23 protein-coding genes are annotated in these 26,198 nt (G+C 73.0%); 5 read left to right on the forward strand and 18 right to left on the reverse strand.

The features are described from left to right. Positions 1-3 precede the first annotated feature (3 nt). From ACN9M0_RS11460 to ACN9M0_RS11470, 3 genes are all read right to left on the reverse strand, one after another. Positions 4-363 carry a histidine triad nucleotide-binding protein gene (locus ACN9M0_RS11460; protein ID WP_366035819.1) on the reverse strand — a complete coding sequence of 120 codons (360 nt, stop codon included), beginning with the start codon at positions 361-363 and terminating at the stop codon, positions 4-6. Positions 364-462: 99 nt separating this feature from the next. Then, a complete protein-coding gene (locus tag ACN9M0_RS11465; RefSeq protein ID WP_366035818.1) occupies positions 463-1,557 on the reverse strand; it encodes a tetratricopeptide repeat protein in 1,095 nt (364 codons plus the stop codon). Then, complete coding sequence (locus ACN9M0_RS11470) at positions 1,554-2,873, reverse strand: AAA family ATPase (RefSeq protein ID WP_366035817.1); 1,320 nt, start codon at positions 2,871-2,873, stop codon at positions 1,554-1,556. The genes ACN9M0_RS11465 and ACN9M0_RS11470 overlap by 4 nt, the downstream gene beginning before the upstream one ends. Positions 2,874-2,948: 75 nt before the next feature. Here ACN9M0_RS11470 and ACN9M0_RS11475 point away from each other — a divergent pair, with 75 nt between their 5' ends. Continuing rightward, positions 2,949-3,308 (forward strand): hypothetical protein, encoded by a 360-nt coding sequence (locus ACN9M0_RS11475; protein ID WP_426403548.1) that lies wholly within the window; start codon positions 2,949-2,951, stop codon positions 3,306-3,308. Here ACN9M0_RS11475 and ACN9M0_RS11480 read toward each other — a convergent pair. The 4 genes from ACN9M0_RS11480 to hrcA all read right to left on the reverse strand — a co-directional run bounded on the left by ACN9M0_RS11480 (position 3,305) and on the right by hrcA (position 7,369). After that, on the reverse strand, positions 3,305-4,048 hold the full coding sequence (locus ACN9M0_RS11480; RefSeq protein ID WP_366035815.1) for a 16S rRNA (uracil(1498)-N(3))-methyltransferase: 744 nt from the start codon (positions 4,046-4,048) through the stop codon (positions 3,305-3,307). The two genes, ACN9M0_RS11475 and ACN9M0_RS11480, sit on opposite strands and share 4 nt — an antisense overlap. Next, positions 4,045-5,127 carry a nitronate monooxygenase gene (locus ACN9M0_RS11485; protein ID WP_366035814.1) on the reverse strand — a complete coding sequence of 361 codons (1,083 nt, stop codon included), beginning with the start codon at positions 5,125-5,127 and terminating at the stop codon, positions 4,045-4,047. The genes ACN9M0_RS11480 and ACN9M0_RS11485 overlap by 4 nt, the downstream gene beginning before the upstream one ends. An 85-nt stretch (positions 5,128-5,212) precedes the next feature. After that, complete coding sequence (gene dnaJ, locus ACN9M0_RS11490) at positions 5,213-6,349, reverse strand: molecular chaperone DnaJ (protein WP_366035813.1); 1,137 nt, start codon at positions 6,347-6,349, stop codon at positions 5,213-5,215. Next, positions 6,350-7,369 (reverse strand): heat-inducible transcriptional repressor HrcA, encoded by a 1,020-nt coding sequence (gene hrcA, locus ACN9M0_RS11495; protein ID WP_189829570.1) that lies wholly within the window; start codon positions 7,367-7,369, stop codon positions 6,350-6,352. Between the two features lie 148 nt (positions 7,370-7,517). Here hrcA and ACN9M0_RS11500 point away from each other — a divergent pair, with 148 nt between their 5' ends. Both ACN9M0_RS11500 and ACN9M0_RS11505 read left to right on the forward strand, forming a co-directional pair. Then, on the forward strand, positions 7,518-8,246 hold the full coding sequence (locus ACN9M0_RS11500; protein ID WP_366035812.1) for an MBL fold metallo-hydrolase: 729 nt from the start codon (positions 7,518-7,520) through the stop codon (positions 8,244-8,246). Positions 8,247-8,256: 10 nt separating this feature from the next. Beyond that, complete coding sequence (locus ACN9M0_RS11505) at positions 8,257-9,063, forward strand: DUF3097 domain-containing protein (protein WP_366035811.1); 807 nt, start codon at positions 8,257-8,259, stop codon at positions 9,061-9,063. A gap of 365 nt (positions 9,064-9,428) precedes the next feature. Here ACN9M0_RS11505 and hemW read toward each other — a convergent pair whose 3' ends face one another. From hemW to lepA, 3 genes are all read right to left on the reverse strand, one after another. Next, the gene (gene hemW / locus ACN9M0_RS11510; RefSeq protein WP_366035810.1) at positions 9,429-10,670 is read right to left on the reverse strand and encodes a radical SAM family heme chaperone HemW; all 1,242 of its coding nucleotides are present in this window, start codon (positions 10,668-10,670) and stop codon (positions 9,429-9,431) included. A 38-nt stretch (positions 10,671-10,708) separates the two neighbouring features. Then, positions 10,709-12,586: an AMP-dependent synthetase/ligase gene (locus tag ACN9M0_RS11515; protein ID WP_366035809.1), complete on the reverse strand. Its 1,878-nt coding sequence runs from the start codon at positions 12,584-12,586 to the stop codon at positions 10,709-10,711. Between the two features lie 198 nt (positions 12,587-12,784). Further along, a complete protein-coding gene (gene lepA / locus ACN9M0_RS11520) occupies positions 12,785-14,650 on the reverse strand; it encodes a translation elongation factor 4 (protein ID WP_366035808.1) in 1,866 nt (621 codons plus the stop codon). 185 nt (positions 14,651-14,835) lie between these two features. On the opposite strand from lepA, the gene rpsT reads away from it, so the two are divergent. After that, positions 14,836-15,102 carry a 30S ribosomal protein S20 gene (gene rpsT, locus ACN9M0_RS11525; RefSeq protein WP_093876150.1) on the forward strand — a complete coding sequence of 89 codons (267 nt, stop codon included), beginning with the start codon at positions 14,836-14,838 and terminating at the stop codon, positions 15,100-15,102. Positions 15,103-16,111: 1,009 nt separating this feature from the next. Here rpsT and holA read toward each other — a convergent pair. Next, positions 16,112-17,098: a DNA polymerase III subunit delta gene (gene holA / locus ACN9M0_RS11530; protein ID WP_399698219.1), complete on the reverse strand. Its 987-nt coding sequence runs from the start codon at positions 17,096-17,098 to the stop codon at positions 16,112-16,114. A gap of 62 nt (positions 17,099-17,160) precedes the next feature. Here holA and ACN9M0_RS11535 point away from each other — a divergent pair, with 62 nt between their 5' ends. After that, entirely contained in the window at positions 17,161-17,403 is a 243-nt protein-coding gene (locus ACN9M0_RS11535) for a hypothetical protein (protein ID WP_351183055.1), read from the forward strand. An 89-nt stretch (positions 17,404-17,492) separates the two neighbouring features. Here ACN9M0_RS11535 and ACN9M0_RS11540 read toward each other — a convergent pair whose 3' ends face one another. The 7 genes from ACN9M0_RS11540 to ACN9M0_RS11570 form a co-directional block, all read right to left on the reverse strand. Next, positions 17,493-18,377 carry a YceI family protein gene (locus tag ACN9M0_RS11540; RefSeq protein ID WP_366035806.1) on the reverse strand — a complete coding sequence of 295 codons (885 nt, stop codon included), beginning with the start codon at positions 18,375-18,377 and terminating at the stop codon, positions 17,493-17,495. Positions 18,378-18,603: 226 nt separating this feature from the next. After that, positions 18,604-19,866, reverse strand: a complete 1,263-nt coding sequence (locus ACN9M0_RS11545) for an MFS transporter (RefSeq protein WP_399698215.1) — start codon at positions 19,864-19,866, stop codon at positions 18,604-18,606. Between the two features lie 4 nt (positions 19,867-19,870). Then, positions 19,871-20,491: a winged helix-turn-helix domain-containing protein gene (locus ACN9M0_RS11550; protein WP_366035804.1), complete on the reverse strand. Its 621-nt coding sequence runs from the start codon at positions 20,489-20,491 to the stop codon at positions 19,871-19,873. Positions 20,492-20,534: 43 nt separating this feature from the next. Continuing rightward, positions 20,535-23,165 carry a ComEC/Rec2 family competence protein gene (locus ACN9M0_RS11555; protein WP_426403549.1) on the reverse strand — a complete coding sequence of 877 codons (2,631 nt, stop codon included), beginning with the start codon at positions 23,163-23,165 and terminating at the stop codon, positions 20,535-20,537. Further along, a complete protein-coding gene (locus ACN9M0_RS11560) occupies positions 23,162-24,010 on the reverse strand; it encodes a helix-hairpin-helix domain-containing protein (protein WP_426403550.1) in 849 nt (282 codons plus the stop codon). Before ACN9M0_RS11560 ends, ACN9M0_RS11555 begins: the two co-directional genes overlap by 4 nt. A 393-nt stretch (positions 24,011-24,403) precedes the next feature. Further along, entirely contained in the window at positions 24,404-25,249 is an 846-nt protein-coding gene (locus ACN9M0_RS11565) for a DegV family protein (RefSeq protein ID WP_366035801.1), read from the reverse strand. Positions 25,250-25,346: 97 nt separating this feature from the next. Then, positions 25,347-26,108 carry a hypothetical protein gene (locus tag ACN9M0_RS11570; protein WP_366035800.1) on the reverse strand — a complete coding sequence of 254 codons (762 nt, stop codon included), beginning with the start codon at positions 26,106-26,108 and terminating at the stop codon, positions 25,347-25,349. Positions 26,109-26,198: the final 90 nt, after the last annotated feature.

Consider the following 26,198-nt stretch of genomic DNA (forward strand, 5'->3'; position numbering starts at 1 on the left):
GGGCTATCCGGGGGGCCAGTTGAGACCGCGGCCGCCCAGCACGTGCGCGTGGGCGTGGAAGACGGTCTGGCCGGCGCCGGCGCCGGTGTTGAAGACGATCCGGAAGCCGCTGCCGTCGATCTTCTCCTGCTCGGCGATCGTGCCCGCCTCGCGCAGTATGTCGGCGGCGACGGACGGCGCGGCGGCGGCCAGCGAGGCGGCGTCGGGGTAGTGGACGCGCGGGATCACGAGGATGTGCGTGGGCGCCTGCGGGTTGATGTCGCGGAACGCGACGGTCGTCTCCGTCTCGCGCACGATCGTCGCCGGCACCTCCCCTTCCGCGATCTTGCAGAACAGGCAGTCGCTCTGCGGCTCTCCGGCCATGTCCCGGACCTCCTCGGTCTGATGGCGATCTGATGACGATTGCCGACGATCACTACCCGGTCATGCTATCCGCCGCCTCCGACAGCCGACGGAGAAGCCTCAGTCCTTCGGCGCACGGCGGTTGAGCGCCGAGCGGCTCACCCAGTACGTGATGATCACGCCCCAGAACAGGGGCGTGCCGAATCCGCTCACCACGCCGGAGTCGAAGGACCACAGGGCGAGGGAGACGAGCGAGTAGAGGCCGAGGAGTCCGACGGCCCCGGCCATGAACAGCACGGGCCGGCAGCTCTGCGCCACGAGGAGCAGGGGGCGGCGCAGCCGGGGCGGCACCCGGCGGGCCATCCACACGGCCCACCCGGTCCAGGCTCCGACGAGCACGACCGTGCCGGCCAGGAGCGGGACGGCCGCGTCGGCCCAGGTCGCGCGGCCGGGGATCGCGGAGATGGCGACGGCGGAGGCCACGAAGCCGAGGAGGGCGACCCAGCGGGCGCCCGCGGCGGTGTTCCAGGCCATCGCCTCCAGGTTGTAGCGGGCCTTGCGGTCCTGGAGGTCGAGCGCGGCGGAGGCGACGAAGCCCTCGGCGGCCTGGGTCCAGGCACCGCGCCGGAACCAGCGGCGGCGCAGCCGCAGCAGCGAGAGGTTGTTGTGGGCCTCGCTGCTCTGCGGGTTGAGGCGCAGCGTCGTCTCGTACGCCCGCTGGGCGGTGGCGTGGTCGCCGCGCCGCTGGGCGGTGAGGCCGACCAGGAAGTGCGCCGCGTCCTCCTCGGGTGCGAGGCTGACGGCGGCCCGCGCCGCCTCGTACGCCTCGACGGTACGCGCGGGCGTGCGGGCGTGTTCGCCGTGCTCGGCGAGGGCGGTGCCGAGCGCGTAGTGGGTGCCCCAGTACTGCGGGGCGAGTTCGACGGCGCGCCGGGCGGTGGACTCGGCCTCCTGGAACCGCCGGTCGCCGAGGAGGATGTGGACGCGCATCAGCCAGCCCCCGAGCAGCTCGGGTTCGGCGCGCAGCGCCTGGTCGACGGCGGTCAGGGCGGCGGCCCGGGCGCCGGCCCGGTGGTGGCAGCGGGCGAGCAGGACGAGCGCCTCGGCGTCCTCCGGGTCGGTCGCCAGGTGCTGGGCGACGAGTTCACCGGCCTGCGCGTAGCGCCCGGTCTCGTAGAGCGCCTCGGCGCGGGCGAGTGCGGTGGAGGCGGTCACAGCTTGCGCTTCCGCTTGAGGTGGGCGAGGAGGTCGTCGTAGAGCCCGCCCTCGTTGGCGAACATGGCGACGTTCCGGGCGGCGGCGAACCACGGCTCCGTGGACGGCTTGATCTGCTTGGCCGCGCCCAGCAGGTCCTTGGTGGTGATCAGGCGTACGGAGCCGGAGCGGGCGGAGTCGAGGAGCGCGGCCTCGGCGGCCGTCTCGCAGACGTGGGCGAGGTCCGCGCCGGAGAAGTCCTCGGTGGCCTTGACGAGCTTGCCGAGGTCGACGGCCTCGATCGGGCGCTCCCGCAGGTGGTAGCGGAGGATCGACTCGCGGGCGGCGGCGTCGGGCGGCAGCACGAGCAGGGTGCGGTCGAGGCGGCCCGGGCGGCGCAGCGCGATGTCCACGTCCCAGGGCACGTTGGTCGCGGCGAGCACGAAGACGCCTTCGTTGCCGGCGCCGCTCGCGATGCCGTCGAGCTCGGTGAGGAGCTGGTTGACGACGTTGCGCAGGCCGCTGTGGTGCGTGCGCGAGCGCTTGGCGCCGAGGGCGTCCAGCTCGTCGAGGAAGACGACGCAGGGCGCCTGGCGGCGGGCGGTCTCGAAGATGTCGTGGATGTTCTTCTCGGAGGCCCCGATCCACATGTCGAGGACGTCGGAGAGCGAGACGGTGAGGAAGTTGGCGCCGAGCTCGCCGGCGACGGCCCGCGCGATGAAGGTCTTGCCGCAGCCGGGAGGCCCGTAGAGGAGCAGGCCGCCGCGGAGCGACTTGCCGTACAGCCTGCGCAGTTCGGGGTTGCGCATGGGCGCGAGGAAGGCGGCCTCCAGGCGCTCCTTGACCTCGTCCATGCCGCCGACGTCGGCGAGGCGTACGGCGCCGGGGGCGTCGACGTCCCAGGCGGCGGCGTCCCCGGCGGTCCCCTCGCCGCCGTCCGCCTGCGGGGCGTCCAGGAACCGGGGCCCGACGAGGTCCTGGACCTGCTGCTCGGCGGCGTCCCAGTCGAAGGAGGGCGCGGGCGCTCCAGAAACCGGTGCGGGCTCGTCGGGCTCCTCGGGAACCGGCGCGGCCGCGGACTCGGCCTCCTCAGGAACCGGCGCGGGTGCGGGCTTCCGGGGCTGCACGGCGGGCATCCCCATGGCCCGCACCATCAGCGCACGCGCGTCCGCGTCACCGGGCGCGTGCTGGAGCGCGACGGCCGCCTCCGCGACGGCCTCGTCGTTCCGCCCCTCCGCAAGGAGGAGTTCGGCGAAGTGGAGGCGCAGGGGTACGTCACCGGGGGCGGCGGCCACGGCGGCGCGCAGACTGCGGATGAGGGGGGACTCGTCGGCCATGCGGGTCAGCCTAAGGAGCGTCCGGGGGTCGCCGTCCACCGGGTTCGGCAGGGCGCGGGGCGTAGGGTGCGCGGCATGAGACGGGAAGGCGCGCCGCGCAGGCTGACGGTGGACGGCACGGTGTGGCTCTGGAACGTCCGGCACCGGCACCCCGACTGCCGGACCGTGCTCTCCCTGCGCCGCGCGGAGCACCGCCACGCGCAGCTCCGGCTGGTCTTCCGGGACGGCCCGGGCCGCATCGTGGCCGGATACCCCTTCGGCCTGGGCGACGTGGCCTCGACCGGCGGCGACGTCCTGAACCTGAACAAGCCCGGAGTCGTAAGCCGGTTCCTGGAGGAGGCCGCGGCCCGCGGGCTCCTCCCCACCGCCCACGGCGTCCGCGAGGAGAACGCCTGGCCGCTCTACGACACGCTCACGGCGCCCGGGGAGGGTTAGCTCCAGCGGCCCGTGCGCCCCAGGACCAGGGCCGTGGCCGCCGTACCCGCCGTCGAGGTGCGCAGGACGCTGCGGCCGAGGCGGTACGGCTTCGCCCCCGCGGCCTCGAAGGCGGCGAGCTCGTCCGGGGAGACCCCGCCCTCGGGGCCGACGATCAGCACGATCGAGCCCTTGGCCGGGAGTTCGGCGGTGGCAAGCGCCCCGCTGGGGTGGTCGCGGTCCTCGTGCAGGACGGCCGCGAAGTCGGCGTCCGCGAGGAGGGCGGCGAGCTGCTTGGTCGTCATGAGGTCGGCGACCTCGGGGAAGCGGGTGCGGCGCGACTGCTTGCCGGCCTCGCGCGCGGTGGACCGCCACTTGGCGAGCGCCTTGAGGCCCCGGTCGCCCTTCCACTGGGTGATGCAGCGGGAGGCGGCCCAGGGCACGATCGCGTCCACCCCGGTCTCCGTCATGGTCTCGACGGCGAGCTCGCCCCGGTCGCCCTTGGGGAGCGCCTGGACGACGGTGATCCGCGGCTCCTCCTCGGGGTCCTCGTGGACCTCGTCGACCCGCACGGTGAGCTCGTCCTTGCCCTCGGCGGAGACCACCACGCACTCGGCCCAGCGGCCCCGCCCGTCGGCGAGCACGAGCTCCTCCCCGGCCCGCAGCCGCTTCACGGAGACGGCGTGCCGCCCCTCGGGCCCGTCCAGGAGGAAACTCCCGGCACCGGGGACGGTGTCGACGACGAAGACGGGTGCGGTCATGAGGCGCTCCTGTGGGGCGGCCCGGAGAGGGCGGTGTCGAGTTCGGCGGCCAGCACCTCGACCAGCTGCCCGGCGGGGAGTGCGCGGGCGAGGCGGTGTCCCTGGCCGGCCCACAGGGCCATGCCCTGGGCGTCTCCGGCGGTGGCGGCGGCCTTGCGGAGCGGGGCGGTGAGGTGGTGGATCTCGGGGTAGGCGGCGGGGGCGTACGGCCCGTGCTCGCGCATGAAGCGGTTGACGAGACCGCGCGCCGGGCGCCCGGAGAAGGCCCGGGTGAGGGCGGTCCGGGTGAACAGCGGGTCGGTCAGGGCCCGCTTGTGCAGCGGGTGGGCGCCCGACTCGGGGCAGCAGAGGAAGGCGGTGCCGAGCTGGGCGGCGTCGGCACCGGCGGCGAGGACGGCGGCGATCTGCGCGCCGCGCATGATCCCTCCGGCGGCGACCATCGGCAGCGCGACGGCCTCGCGGACCTGGGTGACGAGGGTGAGGAGCCCGGTGCCGGGAGCGCCTTCGTCGGCCGGGTCGTCGCGGAAGGTGCCCTGGTGCCCGCCGGCCTCGACGCCCTGGACGCAGACGGCGTCGGCGCCGGCCCGCTCCGCGGCGAGGGCCTCCTCCGCGGAGGTGACGGTGACGATCGTGTACGTGCCGACGCGGTCGAAGGCGTGGAACGTCTCCTTCGCGGGGCAGCCGAAGGTGAAGGAGACGACGGGGACCGGGTCCTCCAGGAGGATGGCCAGCTTGGCGTCGTAGGCGTCGTCGCGGGAGTCGTCGGTCTCGCCGAGCGGGGTCTCGTACCAGGTGGCCTCGCCGGCGAGCTGGTGGCGGTAGACCTCGACGGCGGCGGGGTCGGCGGGCCGGCCGTCCTGCGGCATGAAGAGGTTGACGCCGAAGGGCCGCGCGGTGAGCCCGCGGACCTGCTTGATCTCCTGGTAGAGGCCTCCGGCCGTCTTGTAGCCGCCGGCGAGGAAGCCGAGCGCCCCGGCCTCGCAGACCGCTCCGACGAGCTCGGGACAGGAGGCGCCACCCGCCATGGGGGCCTGCACGATCGGAAACCGAGAGAGATCGTTCAGTGCGGTGGTGGACATATGGGCATCGTTTCATGCCGTGGGAAGCGATACGGAAAGGGGCGGTATCCATTCATGGATACCGCCCCTTTCCGTACATACAGGCCTACCGCCCGTTGAACGCGTCCTTCAGGCGCGAGAACAGCCCCTGCTGCCCCGGCTGGAACTGCCCCGTGGGCCGTTCCTCGCCGCGCAGCTTGGCCAGTTCGCGCAGGAGCCGCTCCTGCTCCGCGTCCAGCTTGCCCGGGGTCGTCACCTCGACGTGCACGATCAGGTCGCCCCGGCCGTTGCCCCGCAGGTGCGTGACGCCGCGGCCGTGCAGCGGGATCGACTGGCCGGACTGCGTGCCCGGCCGGATGTCGATCTCCTCGACGCCGTCGAGGGTCTGCAGCGGCACCTTGGTGCCGAGCGCGCCCGCCGTCATCGGGATGGTGACGGTGCAGTGCAGGTCGTCGCCACGCCGCTGGAACGTCTCGTGCGGCGTCTCGTGGATCTCGACGTACAGGTCGCCGGCGGGGCCGCCGCCGGGGCCGACCTCACCCTCGCCCGCGAGCTGGATGCGGGTGCCGTTGTCGACGCCGGCCGGGATCTTGACCGTGAGGGTGCGGCGGGAACGGACCCGGCCGTCGCCCGCGCACTCGGGGCACGGGGTCGGGACGACGGTGCCGAAGCCCTGGCACTGCGGGCAGGGCCGGGAGGTCATGACCTGGCCGAGGAAGGACCGGGTGACCTGGGAGACCTCGCCGCGGCCGCGGCACATGTCACAGGTCTGCGCGGTGGTGCCGGGCGCGGCACCCTCACCCGAACAGGTGGTGCAGACGACCGCCGTGTCGACCTGGATGTCCTTGGTCGTGCCGAAGGCCGCCTCGTTGAGGTCGATCTCCAGACGGATCATGGCGTCCTGGCCGCGGCGGGTGCGCGAGCGCGGGCCGCGCTGCGAGGCCGTGCCGAAGAAGGCGTCCATGATGTCGGAGAAGTTGCCGAAGCCACCGGCCCCGAAGCCGCCCGCGCCGCCTCCGCCGGAGGCCGACAGCGGGTCGCCGCCCAGGTCGTAGACCTGCTTCTTCTGCGGGTCCGAGAGGACCTCGTAGGCGGCGTTGATCTCCTTGAAGCGTTCCTGCGTCTTCGGATCGGGATTGACGTCCGGGTGCAGCTCGCGCGCGAGCCTCCGGAACGCCTTCTTGATCTCGTCCTGGGAAGCGTCGCGGCGCACGCCGAGTACGGCGTAGTAGTCCGTGGCCACTTACGACTCCGCCAGGATCTGTCCGACGTAACGTGCCACTGCGCGTACCGCTCCCATCGTTCCGGGGTAGTCCATGCGGGTCGGTCCGACCACGCCGAGTTTGGCGACTGCCTCGCCGCCCGAACCGTAGCCGACCGAGACGACGGACGTGGAGCTCAGCCCCTCGTGGGCGTTCTCGTGCCCGATGCGTACGGTCATGCCCGATTCCTTGGCCTCGCCGAGCAGCTTGAGGAGCACGACCTGCTCCTCCAGGGCTTCCAGGACGGGCCTGATCATCAGGGGGAAGTCGTGTCCGAAGCGGGTGAGATTGGCGGTTCCGCCGATCATCAGCCGCTCCTCGTGCTCCTCGACGAGCGATTCGAGGAGGGTCGCGAGCACGGTCGAGACCGTGGCGCGGTCCTCGACCTCCTCGAAGGACTCGGGGAGGTCCTGCACCAGCTGCGGCACGTCGGCGAACCGGCGGCCGACGACCCGGCTGTTGAGCCGGGCCCGGAGATCGGCGAGCGAGGTCTCGCCGAAGGGGGCGGGGCAGTCGACGAGGCGCTGCTCGACCCGGCCGGTGTCCGTGATGAGGACGAGCATCAGGCGGGCGGGGGCCAGCGAGAGCAGTTCCACGTGCCGGACGGTCGAGCGGGTCAGCGAGGGGTACTGCACGACGGCGACCTGGCGGGTCAGCTGGGCGAGCAGCCGTACGGTACGCCCGACGACGTCGTCGAGGTCGACGGCTCCGTCGAGGAAGTTGTGGATCGCGCGCCGCTCGGGCGTCGACAGCGGCTTGACGCCGGCGAGCCGGTCGACGAAGAGCCGGTAGCCCTTGTCGGTCGGGATGCGGCCGGCACTGGTGTGAGGCTGGGCGATGAAGCCCTCCTCCTCCAGGACGGCCATGTCGTTGCGCACGGTGGCGGGCGACACGCCGAGCTTGTGGCGCTCGGTGAGCGCCTTGGAGCCGACGGGCTCCTCCGTCCCGACGTAGTCCTGGACGATGGCGCGCAGGACCTCGAGTCTGCGTTCGCTGAGCATCGTGCGCACCTCCAGCTGTCGTCGTCGTTCCGGTTGCTCCGCTTTTGGCACTCGCCCTGTCCGAGTGCCAGCGATCCCCCGGCCAGTGTACGGCGGCGGGCATCGCTCCTGGCAAGGAGGCGGCGCCCGCACCGGTTAGCGTCGCCCCATGGACATCGATTGGGAAGCGTACGGCTGGGAGCGGCTGGCGGACGGCGTCGGCAGGCGCCGACTGCCCGGCTGGGACGCCACGGTGGGCCTGGTCGTGGGCTCCCGGGCGCTGCTGCTGTACGACACGGGGTCCTCGCTCGCGGAGGGCGCCGAGCTGCGGGCCCAGGTGACGGGACTCACGGGCGGCCGGAAGGTGACGCACATCGCACTCAGCCACCCCCACTTCGACCACGTCTTCGGCACGGCGGCGTTCGCGGGCGCGGAGGTCTTCGGCGCGGTGGGTTCGGACGATCTCCTCGCCAGTGCGCGGGAGCGGGAGGAACTGCGCCTGGACGGGGTGCGGCAGGGACTGGACGCGACGGCGGCCGCGGAGGCGGCGGACGTCCTGGTGGCCCCGCGGCACGTGGTCTCGGGCGAGTGGACGCTCGACCTGGGCGACCGCCAGGTCCTCCTGGCGAACGTGGGCCCCGGCCACACGGGCCACGACCTGGCGCTCTGCGTTCCGGGGCCGCGCGAGGTCGTCTTCTGCGGCGACCTGGTGGAGGAGTCGGGCGAGCCGCAGGCGGGCCCGGACGCGATCCCGTCCCGCTGGCCGGACGCCCTGGACCGCCTGCTGGCCCTGGGCGGCGAGGAGGCGGCGTACGTGCCGGGGCACGGCGCGGTGGTGGACGCCACGTTCGTACGGGCCCAGCGCGGTGAACTGGCACGCCGCTTCGAGGTGTCATAACGTCGCCCGAATGCGCAGCTACAACCCGGACTTGACGCCCCCTTGGAAGAAGTCGGCCCCCGTCCCGGAGGTCCCGGCGGACCTCGACCTGGTCGTCGAGGAGGTCGGCACGGGCTTCTGCGGGGCGGTGATCCGCTGCGAGGCGGGCACGGTGACCCTGGAGGACCGCTTCGGCAAGCACCGGGTCTTCCCGCTGGAACCGCGCGGCTTCCTCCTGGAGGGCCGGGTCGTGACCCTGGTCCGCCCGGCCGCGTCGTCGCCGGTACGCCCCACCCGTACGGCCTCCGGCTCGGTCGCGGTCCCGGGCGCACGCGCGCGTGTGGCGAGGGCGGGCCGGATCTACGTCGAGGGCCGCCACGACGCGGAGCTCGTGGAGCGGGTCTGGGGCGACGACCTGCGGATCGAGGGCGTGGTCGTGGAGTACCTGGAGGGCGTCGACGACCTGCCGGCGATCGTCGCGGAGTTCGGCCCGGCACCGGACGCCCGGCTCGGCGTCCTGGTGGACCACCTGGTCCCGGGCTCGAAGGAGTCGAGGATCGCCGCCCAGGTGACGTCCCCGGACGTCCTGGTCGTCGGCCACCCGTACATCGACGTCTGGGAAGCGGTGAAGCCGTCCGCCCTGGGCATCCGCGCCTGGCCGCGGGTCCCCCGGGGCCAGGACTGGAAGACAGGCGTCTGCCAGGCCCTGGGCTGGCCCTCGGACAACACGGGCGCGGTCTGGCAGGCGATCCTCAAGCGCGTCCACTCCTACAAGGACCTGGAACCGGAGCTCCTGGGCGCCGTGGAACACCTGATCGACCACGTGACGGCCCCGTAACGGGACCCCCGCGCGGGCATGCGCCCGCCTCCGCCCCCGCCGTGTGGGCAATCGTCCCGCAGGGCTGGGCACACGGGACGGCGCCCTCGGCGGGCGCCTCCGCCTTCCGCGCCTGGACCCGCACCACGAACGCGGCGCACCAAGGGGTGCGGGCCAGGACGCGAAAGCCTAGGCCCGGCACGGGGCGCCGTCCGGTGTGCCCACCCGTTCCGCCCCGGCGGAACGTATGCCCACAACGGGGGTGGGCGGGGTGCCGGCTCGGCGGACGCGCCCACAACGGGGGGCGGCCCAGCGCGGCGGCTGCCCACAACGGGGGCGGCGGGGGTGACGGCCCGGCGGAACGGCCGGTCAACGCGCGCGGCGGGCTAGTCCACCAGGTCCCGCACCACCGCGTCGGCGAGCAGGCGGCCGCGCAGGGTCAGGACGGCCCGCCCCGCCGCGTACGGCTCCGCGTCGAGGAGACCGTCCTCCAGGGCCTTCCGGGACGCGGCGAGCCCCGCCGGCCTGAGGAGCGACAGCTCGACGCCCTCGCGGAGCCGCAGTTCGAGGAGGATGCGCTCCACCCGGCGGTCCTCGTCGGAGAGCAGCTCCCGCCCGGCCCCCGGCGTCTTCCCGGCGGCGAGGGCGGCCGCGTACGTCCCCGGGTGCTTCACGTTCCACCAGCGGACGCCCCCGACGTGCGAGTGGGCCCCGGGCCCGGCCCCCCACCAGTCCGCGCCACGCCAGTACAGCTCGTTGTGGAGGCAGCGCCCGGCCTCCGAGGTGGCCCAGTTGGACACCTCGTACCACTCGAATCCGGCCTCGGCGAGGACGGAGTCCGCGATCAGGTAGCGGTCGGCGTGCACGTCGTCGTCGGTCATCGGCACCTCACCGCGCCGGATCCGCCGCGCGAGCTGCGTCCCCTCCTCGACGATCAGGGCGTACGCGCTGACGTGATCCGGTCCGGCGCCGATCGCCGCCTCCAGGGAGGCCCGCCAGTCGTCGTCGGACTCACCAGGGGTGCCGTAGATCAGGTCGAGGTTGACGTGCTCGAACCCGGCGGCGCGCGCCTCGCCGACGCACGCCTCGGGACGGCCCGGCGTGTGCGTGCGGTCGAGGATCTTCAGTACGTGCTGCCGGGCGCTCTGCATCCCGAAGGAGATCCGGTTGAATCCGCCGGCGCGCAGCTCGGCGAGGTAGGCCGGGTCGACGGACTCCGGATTGGCCTCCGTCGTCACCTCGGCGTCGTCGGCGAGCCCGAACTCGTCCCGTACGGCCCCCAGCATCCGTACGAGGTCCCCGGCGGCGAGGAGCGTGGGCGTGCCGCCGCCGACGAAGACGGTCCGCACGGGCCGCGGGTCGTCCCCGAGGACCTTGCGGGCGAGCCGGATCTCCTCGACGACCTGCTCGGCGTAGTTGTCGCGGGAGGCGAGGACACCGCCCGTACCGCGCAGCTCGCTCGCGGTGTACGTGTTGAAGTCGCAGTAGCCGCAGCGGGTCGCGCAGTACGGCACGTGCAGGTAGAACCCGAGCGGCCGCTCCCCCGCCCCTTCGAGGGCGTGCGGGGGCAGCGCCCCGTCGTCGGGAACGGTCTCACCATCGGGCAGTACGGAAGGCATGAGCCCCATTGTCCCGTACTGCCCGAGGTGACGGCCCGCACCAGACGTCAGGACTCCCGCGACCCCGCGTACATCTCCTCGATGAGCTCCTTGTACTCCCGCTCGACGACCGGCCGCTTCAGCTTCAGCGACGGCGTGAGCTCGCCGTGCTCGATGTCGAGGTCGCGCGGCAGCAGGCGGAACTTCTTGATCGTCTGCCAGCGCTGGAGGCCTTCGTTGAGGCGGTCGACGTAGCCCTGGATCAGCTTCTGGGTCCGCGGGTCGGCGACGACCTCGGCGTACGGCTTGCCGCCCAGGTCGTGCTCGGCTGCCCAGCCGAGGATGGCGGGCTCGTCGAGGGCGATGAGGGCGGTGCAGAAGTTCCGGTCGGCGCCGTGGACGAGGATGTTCGAGACGAACGGGCAGACGGCCTTGAACTGGCCCTCGACCTCGGCCGGCGCGATGTACTTGCCGCCGGACGTCTTGATCAGGTCCTTCTTGCGGTCGGTGATCCTGAGGTAGCCGTCGGCGGACAGCTCGCCGATGTCGCCGGTGTGGAACCAGCCGTCGGACTCCAGGACCTCGGAGGTCTTCTCCGGGAGGCCGTGGTAGCCCTCCATGATGCCGGGGCCGCGCAGCAGGATCTCGCCGTCGTCGGCGATCCGGACCTCGGTGCCGGGGAGCGGCTTGCCGACGGTGCCGGTGCGGTAGGCCTCGCCCGGGTTGACGAAGGAGGCGGCGGAGGACTCGGTGAGGCCGTACCCCTCCAGGATGTGGATGCCGGCGCCGGCGAAGAAGTAGCCGATCTCGGGGGCGAGGGCGGCGGATCCGGAGATGCAGGCGCGCAGGTTGCCGCCGAAGGCCTCGCGGATCTTGCCGTAGACGAGGGCGTCGGCGACCTTGTGCTTCGCCGTGAGGCCGAAGGGCGCGGCGGCGGTGCCGGTGCGGCGGAAGTTGTCCTGGGTGGCCTTGGCGTACGCGCGGGCGACCTCGGCCGCCCACTGGAAGATCTTGTACTTGGCGCCGCCGCCGGCGCGGGCCTTGGCGGCGACCCCGTTGTAGACCTTCTCGAAGATGCGGGGCACGGCCGCCATGTAGGTCGGCTGGACCACCGGCAGGTTCTCGATGATCTTGTCGACCCGGCCGTCCACGGCGGTGACGTGACCGACCTCGATCTGGCCGGAGGTGAGGACCTTGCCGAAGACGTGGGCGAGCGGCAGCCAGAGGTACTGGACGTCGTCCTGGGTGACGAGACCGGTGGCGGCGATGGCCTTGGCCATGTACGACCAGTTGTCGTGCGGGAGGCGGACGCCCTTGGGGCGGCCGGTGGTGCCCGAGGTGTAGATGAGGGTGGCGAGCTGCGTGGAGGTGATCGCGGCGACCCGCTCCTTGACCGCCTCGGGGTGCTTCTCCAGGTAGGCCTTGCCGCGCGCCTCGAGCTCGGCGAGGGAGAGGACGAACTCGCCGTCGCTCTCGACGCCGGTGGCGTCGAGGACGACCACGTGGTGGAGGTTCGGCAGGTCGGCGCGGCGCTCGACGGCCTTGGCCAGCTGGGCCGCGTCCTCGGCGATGAGGACCTTCGACTCGGAGTCGGAGAGGATGAACGCCGACTCCTCCGCGTTGGTCTGCGGGTAGACCGTGGTGGTCGCGGCGCCCGCGCACATCACGCCGAGGTCGGAGAGGATCCACTCGACCCGGGTGGAGGACGCCAGGGCGACGCGCTCCTCGGCCTGGACGCCGAGGTCGATGAGACCGGCGGCGATCGCGTAGACCCGCTCGGCGGCCTGTCCCCAGCTGAGCGACTTCCAGTCGTCCGGGCCGGCGCCGGTGGCGGCGGGCACCGGGTAGCGGTAGGCCTCCGCATCCGGGGTCCGCTCGACGCGCTCAAGGAAGAGGGACGCCACGGAGGGCGGCCGGTTCTCGATCTGGGTCTGTGTGTCGCTCACGACGTCCTCCGGGCGGCGGCGGTGCCTTCTGGTGGTTCGTAACTAACTGGCGAGTAACCTTCGAGCCGGGATCAGAGTAAAGGGCCGAGGACCGGCGCGTAAGGCCCTACAGGCGGTCGCTTCATAACGAACGGGCCCACGCGCACCTGGCGCGTGGACCCGTTGGTTGCACAGGACAGCTACTTCGCTCGTCCTGGGTTACTTCTTCTTGCCGGAGGACTCGTCGCTCGACAGGACGGCGATGAAGGCCTCCTGCGGCACCTCCACCGAGCCGACCATCTTCATGCGCTTCTTGCCTTCCTTCTGCTTCTCCAGCAGCTTCCGCTTACGGGAGATGTCACCGCCGTAGCACTTGGCGAGGACGTCCTTCCGGATGGCGCGAATGGTCTCGCGGGCGATGACCCGGGAGCCGATGGCGGCCTGGATCGGCACCTCGAAGGCCTGCCGCGGGATGAGCTCGCGCAGCTTGGCGACGAGCCGGACACCGTAGGCGTACGCGGCGTCCTTGTGGGTGACGGCCGAGAAGGCGTCCACCTTGTCGCCGTGCAGCAGGATGTCGACCTTGACCAGGCTGGAGGCCTGCTCGCCGGTGGGCTCGTAGTCGAGGGAGGCGTAACCGCGCGTCTTGGACTTCAGCTGGTCGAAGAAGTCGAAGACGATCTCGGCGAGGGGCAGGGTGTAGCGGATCTCGACCCGGTCCTCGGAGAGGTAGTCCATGCCGATGAGCGTGCCGCGACGGGTCTGGCAGAGCTCCATGATCGCGCCGATGAACTCGCTGGGGGCGAGGATCGTGGCGCGTACGACGGGCTCGTACACGTCGTTGATCTTGCCCTCGGGGAACTCGCTCGGGTTCGTGACCGTGTGCTCGCTGCCGTCCTCCATGACCACGCGGTAGACCACGTTGGGGGCGGTGGCGATCAGGTCGAGCCCGAACTCGCGCTCCAGACGCTCACGGATCACGTCGAGGTGGAGGAGACCGAGGAAGCCGACGCGGAAGCCGAAGCCGAGCGCGGCGGAGGTCTCCGGCTCGTAGACCAGCGCGGCGTCGTTGAGCTGGAGCTTGTCGAGGGCCTCGCGGAGGTCCGGGTACTCCGAGCCGTCCAGCGGGTAGAGGCCCGAGAAGACCATCGGCTTCGGGTCCTTGTAGCCGCCGAGCGGCTCGGTGGCGCCCTGGTTCAGGGAGGTGATCGTGTCACCGACCTTGGACTGACGGACGTCCTTCACACCGGTGATGATGTAGCCGACCTCACCGACACCGAGACCGTCGGAGGAGGTCATCTCCGGCGACGAGACACCGATCTCGAGGAGCTCGTGGGTGGCGCCGGTCGACATCATCCGGATGCGCTCGCGCTTGTTGAGCTGCCCGTCGACGACACGGACGTACGTGACGACGCCCCGGTACGAGTCGTACACGGAGTCGAAGATCATCGCGCGGGCGGGGGCGTCGGCGACACCGACCGGGGCCGGGACGTCCCGGACGACGCGGTCGAGCAGCGCCTCGACGCCCATGCCGGTCTTCGCGGAGACCTTGAGGACGTCCTCCGGCTGGCAGCCGATGAGGTTCGCCAGCTCCTCGGAGAACTTCTCCGGCTGGGCGGCCGGAAGGTCGATCTTGTTGAGGACCGGAACGATGGTGAGGTCGTTCTCCATCGCCAGGTAGAGGTTGGCGAGGGTCTGCGCCTCGATGCCCTGGGCCGCGTCGACCAGGAGGACCGTGCCCTCACAGGCCGCGAGGGACCGCGAGACCTCGTACGTGAAGTCGACGTGCCCGGGAGTGTCGATCATGTTCAGGATGTGCGTCCTGCCCTCACCCTGCCCGTCGGTGGGCGCCCAGGGCAGCCGGACCGCCTGGGACTTGATCGTGATGCCGCGCTCCCGCTCGATGTCCATCCGGTCGAGATACTGGGCACGCATCTGCCGCTGGTCGACCACACCGGTCAGCTGGAGCATCCGGTCGGCGAGCGTGGACTTGCCGTGGTCGATGTGCGCGATGATGCAGAAGTTGCGGATCAGAGCCGGGTCGGTACGGCTCGGCTCGGGCACGTTGGTAGGAGTCGCGGGCACGCAGGGTTCTCGTCTCGGGCGATGTTCAGAACGGATACGTAGCCACCATCGTCCCATGCCTGGCGCCCGGCGCCCGGTTTGGGCGGGCACGAGGGCGGCTGATACTGTGGACAGCTGTGTCTCGTATGCCCTCTCAGCTGCGAGGCGCATCCAGAAGGAACATCGAACCTGTAAAGGCTCTTTTCGTGGCGAACATCAAGTCCCAGATCAAGCGGAACAAGACGAACGAGAAGGCGCGCCTGCGCAACAAGGCCGTCAAGTCCTCGCTCAAGACCGCGATCCGCAAGGCCCGTGAGGCTGTCGCCGCCGGCGACCTCGAGAAGGCCACCGTTGCCACTCGCGCCGCCTCGCGTCAGCTCGACAAGGCTGTCTCGAAGGGTGTCATCCACAAGAACGCCGCCGCCAACAAGAAGTCGGCGCTGGCGATCAAGGTTGCCTCCCTCCAGGGCTGAGCTCTGATGTGATCGGCCGTACGGGACCCAGCGGGCCCTCTCTCCCGCTCCCGCCCGGCCACCCAGGACTCGCACGCGGACGCGTTCGCCACGCGGGTGCGAGCCCACCAGCTCAACGCCGAAGGCCCCGTGCCCTCCTTCCCCAGGAGGCCCGGGGCCTTCGCCGTACCCGGCAGGGAACGACAGGGGTCGCGATACCGCGGCGGGCGCCACGAGGCTGCTGCGGAGCCATGGGGACCGGGCACGAACGAAACGAAGCCGCCGCAGGGCCGCGGAGAGGCCCGGAGGCGAACGCTCCAGAGCCGGCGCCGAACACAAAACCCGGAATCGACGCCGTGAAGTCGCCGCCGAGCCGTGGAGGTCCGGGCTGGGCGGCGCGAAGCTGACGCCGGCCCCGGGAGTCCGGCAAGGGCGAGGCGAAGCCGCCGCAGGGCCGCGGGGAGGCCCCGAGGCGACCGGTACAGAGCCGCCGCCCAGCCACAAGGGTCCGGCGTGAAGCGGCGCGAAGCCACCCCGAAGGCGCGCGGCGCGAAGCCGACGCCGGCCCACCGGCCCGTGCGGGCGGGGCGAAGCTGACGCCGGGCCGCGGGGAGGTCCGGAGGCGGACGGTGCAGAGCCGGACGCCCAACACAAAGCCCGGCACTGGCGGCGCGAAGCCGCCGCCCAGCCACAAGGGTCCGGCGTGAAGCGGCGCGAAGCCACCCGCAGGCGCGCGGCGCGATCCCGGCGCCGGCCCACCGGGCCCGTGCAGGCGGCGCGAAGCTGCCGCCGAGCCGTGGGGGTCCGGGGCGGGCGGCGCGAGGCCGGCGCCGGGGTCCAGGGGTCCGGGGGTCCGGGGGTCCGGGGGTCCGGGGGCGGAGCCCCCGGAGAGAACACCGTCCCTCACCCCCACCAGCCCCGGGCAGGGTTTCGGGAAGGGGCGGGGTGGGGGGAAATCAGGCCCCAGCCACAGACCGACCCGCCCGGCGCAGCCCCGCACAAGCCACAGCCCACCCCCACACCCCACGGCTCACCGCCGCAACCTCGCCGCCCGCGCCACCGCGACCACCGCCTTCTCCAGGGCGTACTCCGGGTCGTCGCCCCCGCCCTTCACCCCCGCGTCCGCCTCCGCGATCGCCCGCAGGGCAAGCGACACCCCGTCCGGGGTCCAGCCCCGCATCTGCTGCCGCACGCGGTCGATCTTCCAGGGCGGCATGCCCAGCTCCCGCGCCAGGTCGGCGGGCCGGCCGCCCCGCGCCGAGGAGAGCTTGCCGATCGCCCGTACGCCCTGGGCGAGGGCGCTGGTGATGAGCACGGGCGCGACCCCGGTGGAGAGCGACCAGCGCAGGGCCTCCAGGGCCTCGGCCGCCCGCCCCTCGACGGCACGGTCGGCGACGTTGAAGGAGGAGGCCTCGGCACGGCCCGTGTAGTAGCGCCCGACGACGGCCTCGTCGATCGTCCCGTCCACGTCGGACACAAGCTGCGAGACCGCGGACGCGAGCTCGCGCAGATCGCTGCCGATCGAGTCGACGAGCGCCTGGCAGGCCTCGGGCGTGGCCGACCGCCCGAGGGCCCGGAACTCCTGCCGTACGAACGTCAGCCGCTCCGCCGGCTTCGTCGTCTTCGGGCAGGCGACCTCCCGGGCCCCCGCCTTGCGTGCCGCGTCGAGCAGCCCCTTGCCCTTGGCGCCGCCGGCGTGGAGCAGGACGAGCGAGATGTCCTCGATCGGGTCGTCGAGGTACGCCTTGACGTCCTTGATCGTGTCGGCGGAGAGGTCGTGCGCGTTCCGCACGACCAGCACCTTGCGCTCGGCGAAGAGCGAGGGGCTGGTGAGCTCGACCAGCGACCCGGGCTGGAGCTGCTCGGGGGCGAGGTCGCGCACGTCCGTGTCGGCGTCGGCGGCCCGGGCGGCCGCCACCACCTCCTGGACGACGCGGTCGAGGAGCAGGTCCTCCTGCCCCACGGCGAGCGTCACGGGGCCGAGGAGATCGTCGGGGGAAGTCTTTCTGGTGGCCATCGCGATCCAGCATCCCACGGGCCACTGACACCGCCGCCCGGTAAGGGGACGAGAATGGCGGGGTGAGTGAACGACACGTACTGGTACTCCCCGACCGCGACGCCGCCGAGGAGCTCGCGGGGGAGCTCCCCGACCGTTTCGGCGTGGCCGAGGAACCGCAGCTGGTGCGGGACGCCCTGGCCGGGGAGGACGACGCCGAGGACGCACAGTGGCTGGTGGTCGTCGAGGACCCGGACGCCCGCCTCGACCCGGCTGCGCTCGACGCGCTGGCCGCCGAGTACGAGGGCTGGCTGGAAGCCCCGTAGGGCCCGGGGGCGCCCCTGGGCCCGGAGCGCCCGCGACCCCGAGGCCCGGAGCACCCGGAGCACCCGGAGCACCCGGAGCACCCGCGAGGTCAGCCCTTCTTGGGCACGATCTGAACGTCGAGGTCGATGCTGATGCTGGACCCGACGGCCGCGATCCCCCGCGCGAGCAGAGTCTGCCAGGTGAGGGTGAAGTCCTCCCGGTGCAGCTCGGTGGTGGCCCGGCAGGCGCCCCGGGTCTCGCCCTCCAGGCCGTTCCCGAGGCCCAGGTACTGGGTGTCGAGAGTCACCGTGCGGCTCACCCCGTGGAGGGTGAGCGCCCCGGTGACGGCCCAGCGGCTGCCGCCCCGGTGGACGAAGCGCTCGCTGAAGAACTCCAGCGTCGGGTAGGCGCCGACGTCGAGGAAGTCGCCGGAACGCAGGTGGTCGTCGCGCATCTGCACCCCGGTGTCGATGGAGGCGGCGTCGATGACGACGTGCATCGCGGAGTGCTCCATGCGGTCGGCGATCCGCACCGCGCCCGCGAAGCTGTTGAACCGTCCGTGGATCCGTGCGAGGCCGATGTGGCGCGCCGTGAAGCCGATCTGCGAGTGCGCGGGGTCGATCTCCCAGTCGCCCGGCTCCGGGAGCGGCGTCTGGGGCGCGACCTGGAGCAGGACGTCGCCGAGGCCCTGGTGTTCGCCCTGGGCGACGACGGTGCTGCCGTGGTACGGCGTGTAGCCCTCGGACGTGACGGCGACTCGGTACTCACCGGCCGGCACGGTCGCGAGGACGGTGCCGTACGGGTCGGTCTCGCCGCCCAGGACCTTGCGGCCCGCCGCGTCGCTGACGACGAACTCGGCCTGCCGGACGGGCTCGTGCACGGGGTCGAGCACCCGGCAGCTGAGCACGCCCGCCGAGGAGGGGACGGTGAGGCCGGCGAGCGGACCGCCGCGTGCGGCTCCCGCCGCACGCTTCCCGAAGAGACGATCGAACATTCTTCACGCACCCCCGTGCGACTCGTTCACTATGCAACGAAGTTGCATTCGATCACCATTGGGGCGTTCGAGGCAAACGGGCCGAGTGGAGGCAAGTGTTACCGAGGGTCCGAATTGAGGATTCCGCTTCGTACGACCGACAGCACATCGAGCTCGACACCGAACAGCTCCCGGTAGGCGTTCCCTCCCTGATCCGGAAGACCCCGCCCGGGTGTCGAGCAGCGACTCATCCGACGGGTACCGACTCGCCTTCCCGTGCGGGAAGTTCCCGCATCCGCGGCAGCGGCGAGGGCAGCAGCCACAGCACGGCGAGTACGGCGCCGACGGTGGCGATCCAGAGCGTCGGCCGCAGCCCGATCGCGCTGCCGAGCAGGCCGCCGACGAGCGCGCCGAGCGGGCGGAAGCCGTGGTTGAGCGTCCGGTACGCGCCCATGACCCTGGCCCGTACGGCGTCGGGTATCAGCGCCATCTGGAACGATCCCGCGCTGATGTCCGCGAGCATCACCCCGAGGCAGGAGAGGAACTCCGCGACGAACAGCACGCCCGCCACCAGCGGAAGCGGCCCGTCGACCAGGGGCACCAGGAGCAGGGGCAGGGTGAATCCGAGGAACCCCGCGACGAGCGACGCGCCGAGGCCGATCCGCCGCGCGACCGCTCCGGTCCACACCGCCCCGACGAGGCCGCCCACGGCTCCGGCCGCGAGCACGAGGCCGAGCAGGCCCGCGCCGATGCCGAGTTCGGTGGTCGCGTAGAGCACGAAGAGGGTGGAGAACATGTAGTTGAAGAACTGGATCGTTCCGGAGGCAGCGAACAGCGCGCGCATCGAGCGCTCCCGCACCACCCAGCGCAGCCCCTCGGTGAAGTGCCCCTTGGCCACCGGCGCCGGCGCGGGTTCGACCGGCTTGATCCGGGCCAGGTACCCGGCGGAGGCCAGATAGGTGAGGGCGTCCGCGACCAGGGCGAAGGGCGCGGTGAGGAACTGCACGAGCAGGCCTCCGACCCCGGGCCCGGCGAGCCAGGCCATCGAACGGCTGCCGTTGACCAGCGAGTTCGCCTGGACGTACCGCTCCGTGGGGACGAGGGCGACGAACAGCGTGACGTTGCAGACCTCGAAGAGCACGGTGAGCGCGCCGATCCCGAAGGCCACCGCGTACAGCTGGCCCAGCGTCAGCGCGTCCAGCGCGTAGGCGACGGGAAGGGTCAGCATCAGCGCGGCCCGCCCGATGTCCGCCACGATCATGGCGCGTCTGCGGGAGGTCTGCCGGTCGGCCCAGGCGCCCAGCGGCAGGTTGAGCAGGAGGGCGGGCAGGAGTTCGGCGGTCTTGAGGAGGCCCATCGCCGTGGCGTCGGCGCCGAGGATCAGAACGGCCGCGAGGGGGATCGCGATGAGTGAGATCTGGTCCCCGACGAGGGAGACGGTCTGCCCGGTCCAGTAGCGGCGGAAGGTCCGCTCGCGCAGCAGCGCCGGTACGCGTTCCACGAGGGTCATCTCGTCACTCCTCTTCGCTGTCGGGGATGTCCTGGTCCAGGTAGGCGATCCGCAGGACGCTGACGGGCCGGGCGCCCTCGGGCCTGAGGGACGGGTCGGCCGTACGCGCCTCGTAGGGCCGCAGCAGCTCGTCGATCCGCTCTCCGAGGCCGGCCAGCTCCTCGGGGGTGAGATGGAGGACGGAGTCGCCGAACTGCTCGGCCTCCCGCCACTCCCTCGGCAGCCGGTGCCGCTTCTCCATGGCCCGGGTGACCCGCTCGAAGTAGCGCTCGGCGACGGCGGTGCTCAGCGCGTCGGCCGCCTCGGCGACCGTGGCGTCCTCACTGTGCTCCGGCCACTCCGTGTACCGGGCCGTCGCCCGCCAGGGCTTCTCCCGCCCCCGCCCGCCGGGCGCCTCCTCCACCAGTCCGTACTTGGCGAGTATCCGCAGGTGGTAGGAGCAGCTGGCCACGGATTCGCCGGTCAGCTCGGCGGCCCGGGTGGCGGTGAAGGGACCGCTGGTGCGCAGTAGCCCCACGAGGGACATCCGCAGTGGATGGGCGTAGGCCCGCAGGGCTCGCGGGTCGGTGAGTCGGATACTGCGGGGCTGCTCGCCCCCGGATTGCGGATCGCTGATCTCCGGCATGATGAAAAGATATCTTTAGAAAGATTTCTTTACAAGGGTTTCTTTACAAGCGCGGACTGAAGCCACCCGCGACAAGCCCCTCCCCCGACCCCACCACCGCGACGGCGCCGTCGCGGTCGGTCCGCAGCACCCGCGCGCCGCCCGCCCGCAGCGCCTCCAGCGTCCGTGGCGAGGGATGCCCGTACGGGTTGTCGCGCCCCGCCGACACGAGCGCGAGCCTCGGCCGCACCACCCGTATCAGGCCCGGGTCCTGGTGCGCGGAACCGTGATGGGCCACCTTGAGCACGTCCACCGGCCCCAGCTCGGGATGGGCCCGCGACAGCGCCCGCTGGGCCGGCGGTTCGAGGTCCCCGAGCAGCAGCAGGCTCAGCCCTCCGGCGGTACGGACGAGCAGCGTGACACTGGCGTCGTTGGGCCCGCCCACGGACGCCCCGGAGGCCGTGGACCCATCGGGACCGGCCCACGGCCAGAGCACCCGCCACTCCAACCCCCCGACCCTCCGCCGCTCGCCCGGGCCCGCCCGGATCAGCGTCACCCCTGCTGCCGCCGCCGTCCGCCGCACGAACGCGGCCTGGGCGGGCGGCTCTTCGAGCCCCGTGGTCTGGATCGCACCCACCGCCCTCCCCCGCAGCACGCCGGGAAGTCCGGCCACATGGTCGGCGTGGAAATGGGTGAGCACCACCAACGGCACCCGTCGCACCCCGAGTTCACGCAGACAGCGGTCCACCGGTACGGGGTCGGGGCCCGCGTCCACCACGACGGCGGAGTCCCCGCCCGCCGCCAGCACCGTCGCGTCCCCCTGCCCCACCTGGCACATCGCGAACACCCAGCCCGGCGGTGGCCACCCCGTGACCCACCGGGCCACCGGCACCGGCCGCACCACCACGAGCAGGAACAGCGCGGCGACGATCACGCCGACCGCACCCCGGTACTGCAGCCTGCGCACCCCGAGGACCACCAGCGCCGTGAGCAGCGCCAGGGCGAGGCCGCCCCACCACCCGCCGGGCCAGGCCAGCTCGGCCCCCGGCAGCGCGGCGCCCGCACGGGCCACCCGCGCGATCCAGCCGGCCGGCCACCCCGCCACCCACGCCAGTCCCTCCGCGGCCGGCATCCAGACCGCCGCCAGGGCGAGCGTGGCGAACCCGCACACCGTCGCCGGCGCCACCGCGAGTTCGGCGAAGAGGTTCGCCGGGACGGCGACCAGACTCATCCGCGCGGCGAACACCACCACCACCGGAGCGCACACCGCCTGCGCCGCCAGGGCCGCGCCCAGCGCCTCCGCCAGCCGTCCGGGCACCCGGCGCCGACGCAGCGCCTCGCTCCATCGCGGGGCGATCGTCAGCAGCGCCCCGGTGGCCAGGACCGAGAGCAGGAATCCGTAACTCCGCGCGAGCCAGGGGTCGTAGAGCACCAGAAGGAGGACGGCGGCGGCCAGCGCGGGAATCAGCGATCTCCGGCGTCCGGTCCCGATCGCGAGCAACGCGACGAGCCCGCAGGCCGCGGCACGCAGCACGCTCGGATCGGGCCGGCAGACGATCACGAAGGCGAGCGTCAGCCCTCCCCCGGCCACCGCCGTGACCCGCAGCGACAACCCGATCCGCGGCGCGAGCCCGCCCCGCTCCGCCTGGTGCGCCCGCCCGGGCCGCCCGATGAGCAGGAGCAGCACGACCGTGAGGTTGCTCCCGGAAACCGCCAGGAGGTGGGTGAGATCGGTCGCCTCGAACGCGTCCCGCAGCTCGGGGCCGATCCTGGAGGTGTCCCCGACGACCAGTCCGGGCAGCAGGGCCCTCGCGTCGGGATCGAGCCTCTCGGTCGCCCTCCTCAGCCCGGCACGCAGGTCCCCCGCCGTCCGTTGCAGCGCGCTCGGCGGGCCGACGATCCGCGGCGGTCCGGCCCCGTCGGCCTTGAGCACCGCCGCGAAGGGCTCGCCTGGGCGCAGCGGCGGCGCGAGCCGCCCGTCGACCCTCAGCCGGGTGCTGGGAAGGAGCCGCAGCCACTCCTCGCGGCCCTCTCCCGACGGCACGATCAGCAGGACCGGTGCCCGGGTCCGGTGGACCGATCCGTCCGACCGCTCGACCCGGGTCACCTCGCCGTCCAGGACGATCGAGACCGGCGCCATCGCGTTGCCCCGGACCTTGGGCCGGGTGAGCCGTGGATCGGAGGTCACCGCCAACTCCAACCGCGCCCGCGCGTACTCCCGCGCCAGCTCCGGCACGGGCCCCCGTCGGAGGTCCGCCGCGTGCAGCCCCGCCGAGGTGGCTCCGGCGGCCGCGCAGAGCAGGACCCCGGCCCACGCGGTCGCCCGCAACCGCCACCCGGGCGTGGTCCCTGGTACACCGGCTCCACGATCGCGGCCCGGGCCTCCCCGCCGCCGGGCCCTCCCTCGTACCAGCAGGATCAGGGCCCCCACCAGGCTGACCGTGACGCCGGCCACGGTCCACCACCCGGTCGTGCCCACGGCAACGGCTGCCGCCGCCCAGGCCGCCCCCGCGAGGGGAACGAGCCGGAGGTCGGCCGGCCCCTCCCGCCACGACGCCTCCCGCCCACCGCGCTCCCCACCGACCACACCGTCGCCGACGGCCGCGCCGCCGGTGGCCGCGCCGCCGGTGGCCGCGCCGCCGACGGCCGCGTCGCCGCTCGTCACGCCGTGGCCCGTCACGTCGGCCCGCTTCATGGCCGGACCAGCGGTTCGAGGTCGGCGAACCGTCGCTCGCCGATGCCGTTGACCTCCCGCAGTTCCGCGACCGACCGGAAGCCGCCGTGTTCCGTCCGGTGGTCGACGATGTGCTGGGCGAGGACGGGTCCCACGCCGGGGAGGGCGTCGAGCTGGTCAGCCGTGGCCGTGTTGAGGCTCAGCGGCACCCCCGGCGCGCCTCCACCGCCTCCACCGCCCGGACCGGAGCCGCCCGCCGGCACCCCTGGCACACCGACCAGGACCTGCTCGCCGTCGAAGAGAACACGGGCCCGGTTGACCCCGGTCAGATCCGCGCCGGGCTCGGCGCCACCCGCCGCCCGCAGGGCATCCGCCACACGCGAGCCGGCCGGCAGGGTCAGCACCCCGGGCCTGCGCACCTTGCCGCCGACATCGACGACGACCCGCGCCCCGGAAACCGCCCCCGGCCCCGAAGAGCCCGGCCCCAGCCCAGACCCCAGCCCCGGCCCCAGCCCAGACCCCGCCTCCGCCCCTGTCCCCGCCATCGCCCCCGGACCGGCCCTCGGCGCGGGCGCGGACGCCATCGGGGCTGCGGCGCGGACCAGTTCGGGAGCGCGCACCGGCTCCGGCCGACCGGTCCAGAAATACCCGCCCGCGAGACCCGCGGCCACGAGCAGGACCACCGTCAGCGCGGCCAGCGCCCTCGGTTCGAGCCCACACCTGGTCTGCACCCACAGCGGCATCCGGTCACGGAGCACCCCGGCCAGCCGCTCCCGTACCCCCGGCGGGGAACCCCGCTCCGACGCCTCCCGGACCTCTGGCGCCTCCGGCACGTCCGGCGCGCACACCGGAGGCGGTGCTGCCACGGGCGCCGGCGGTGCCACCGTCGGGAACAGGGCGTCCCCCCGCCGCCGTACGGCACCCCCCGGCACCGCGGCGGCCCGGCCGACCCGGGTGCGCCTCCGGGCCCGCCCGGGAGGCGAGCCGCGTCCTCCGGGTCGTCCGCGCCCGTCCGAACCGGGCGCCCGTCCGGGCCCGCTCGTCGGAGCACCCGCCATGCCCGGGGTCCTGGAGGTGGTCGATGCGATACGCGTACGAAGAGTCATGTCCGTGACGGTAGGGATCACGGCGGGCCCGTGCGGAGCTCAGCCGTCTTCCGTGGACAGACGCTCCGCTGTGGAAAACTCCCTCACTCCTGCGAGGGACAGACAGCCGGAACGCGGGGCACAGCCCGGACCCGGCTGCCGAGACGGGCGGTCTCAGCGCGGCGAGACGACGACCGCGAGGAGACCGGGGCCCGTGTGGGCGCCGATGACCGCGCCCACCTCGCTGACATGGAGTTCCTCGATTCCCGGCACACGCTCCCTGAGCCGGTCCGCGAGCACGGCGGCGCGCTCCGGTGCGGAGAGGTGGTGCACGGCGATGTCGACGGGGCCGGAGCCGGCCCGGTCCACGGCGATCTCCTCCAGGCGCGCGATGGCCTTCGAGGCCGTCCGCACCTTCTCCCTCAGCTCGATCCGCCCGCCGTCGAGTTCGAGGAGCGGCTTCACCGCGAGCGCGGAGCCGAGCAGCGCCTGCGCGGCCCCGATGCGCCCGCCCCTGCGCAGGTAGTCCAGGGTGTCGACGTAGAAGTAGGCGGAGGTTCCCTCGGCACGCTTCTCGGCCGCCGCGACCGCCTCGTCGAGGGATCCACCGGCCTCGGCGACCTGCGCCGCCGCGAGGGCGCAGAAGCCCAGCGCCATGCCCATCATTCGGGTGTCCACCACCCGTACGGGCACGGGAGCGTCCTTGGCCGCGAGCACGGCGGCGTCATAGGTCCCGGAGACCTCTGCGGACAGATGGAGCGAGACGACGCCCTTCGCTCCCGCCGCGGCGGCCTCGCGGTAGGCCTCGGCGAAGACCTCGGGGCTCGGCCGCGAGGTGGTGACGGGCCGGCGCTTCTGCAGGGCCTCGGCAAGGGCCTTCGCCGAGATCTCCGTGCCCTCCTCGAGGGCGCGGTCGCCGATGACGACGGTCAGCGGGACCGTGGTGATGGCGTGCCGCTCCCTCGTCTGGCGTGGCAGGTAGGCCGTGGAATCGGTGACGATCGCGACATGCCGGGACATGAGCGGGAGGTTACCCGCCGAGGCTGTCGCTCGGCAGCCCGGCCCCCCACCGGACGCCCGCCGGTGCCCCGTCACGGCTTCGCACAGGGGTGCTCCGTCAGGTGGTGGTCTCCGGACGGGCCGACTTCTCCCAGGGGTAGGGGGTCTGCCGGGGATCGGGTGCCGTGATCGCGGACTGCTCTCCGGCGGCCCCCGGAGCGGCCTGACCGGGAGCCTGGGCGGGCTTTCCCCACCCGTCGGCCGTCGCCGCTTCCGGCGCTCCCGTTCCCGTCCCGGGACCGCCCGCCCTGGCCGTGCCCGGCGTCGTCTCCGGGCCTGTCCAGTGGCGCAGGGCGCCCGCCTCGACGTCGATCTGCGCGCTGAGCGACGACAGGTCGTCCTCCGCGAACCTCACGGCCCGGTCCCTGGCGGCGCGGCGCAGCGCGTCGGCCGAGCCCGTGATCCGCTTGGTCCGCGCGGCGAGTTCGGGCAGCCGGCCGGCCACCCAGGCCCGGTCGGGCTCCCGCTCCAGGCGCTTGAGGTCCGCGTCCAGTTCGAGCCCGTGCGCGCTGAGCCGGTGGAACAGGTCGAGCGACTCCTTGAGCGAGGCGTCCTCGCCGACCCCCGCCTGCAGCGCTTCCTGTGTGGCGCGCATCGAGGTGCGCAGCGAGAGCCTCAGCCGGGCCAGCTCACTCGCGGTCCCGGCCTGGCCGAAGCTCTTGGCTCGCAGCGTCGTGTCCTCGACCGTGCGCCGGGCCTGGTCGATGGTGCGGTCGACCCCTCGCTTGGCGGCCTTCGCGACCTTCACGGTGACGTACACCCCGAGTGCCACGAAGGACAAGAAGAGCAGCGCCATGATCGTGATAATCGTGGCTTCCATGTGCGCCCCTCCGGCGTCCGTCGAATCCCCACGGCTGTGGTTCCTCCACCGTAAACGGAACGGGCAGGCCAGGGGTTCCATCGGAACCCC

Origin of the sequence: Streptomyces sp. R-07 (assembly GCF_049913175.1) — a bacterium.
In the GTDB taxonomy this organism is placed as follows: Bacteria; Actinomycetota; Actinomycetes; order Streptomycetales; family Streptomycetaceae; genus Streptomyces.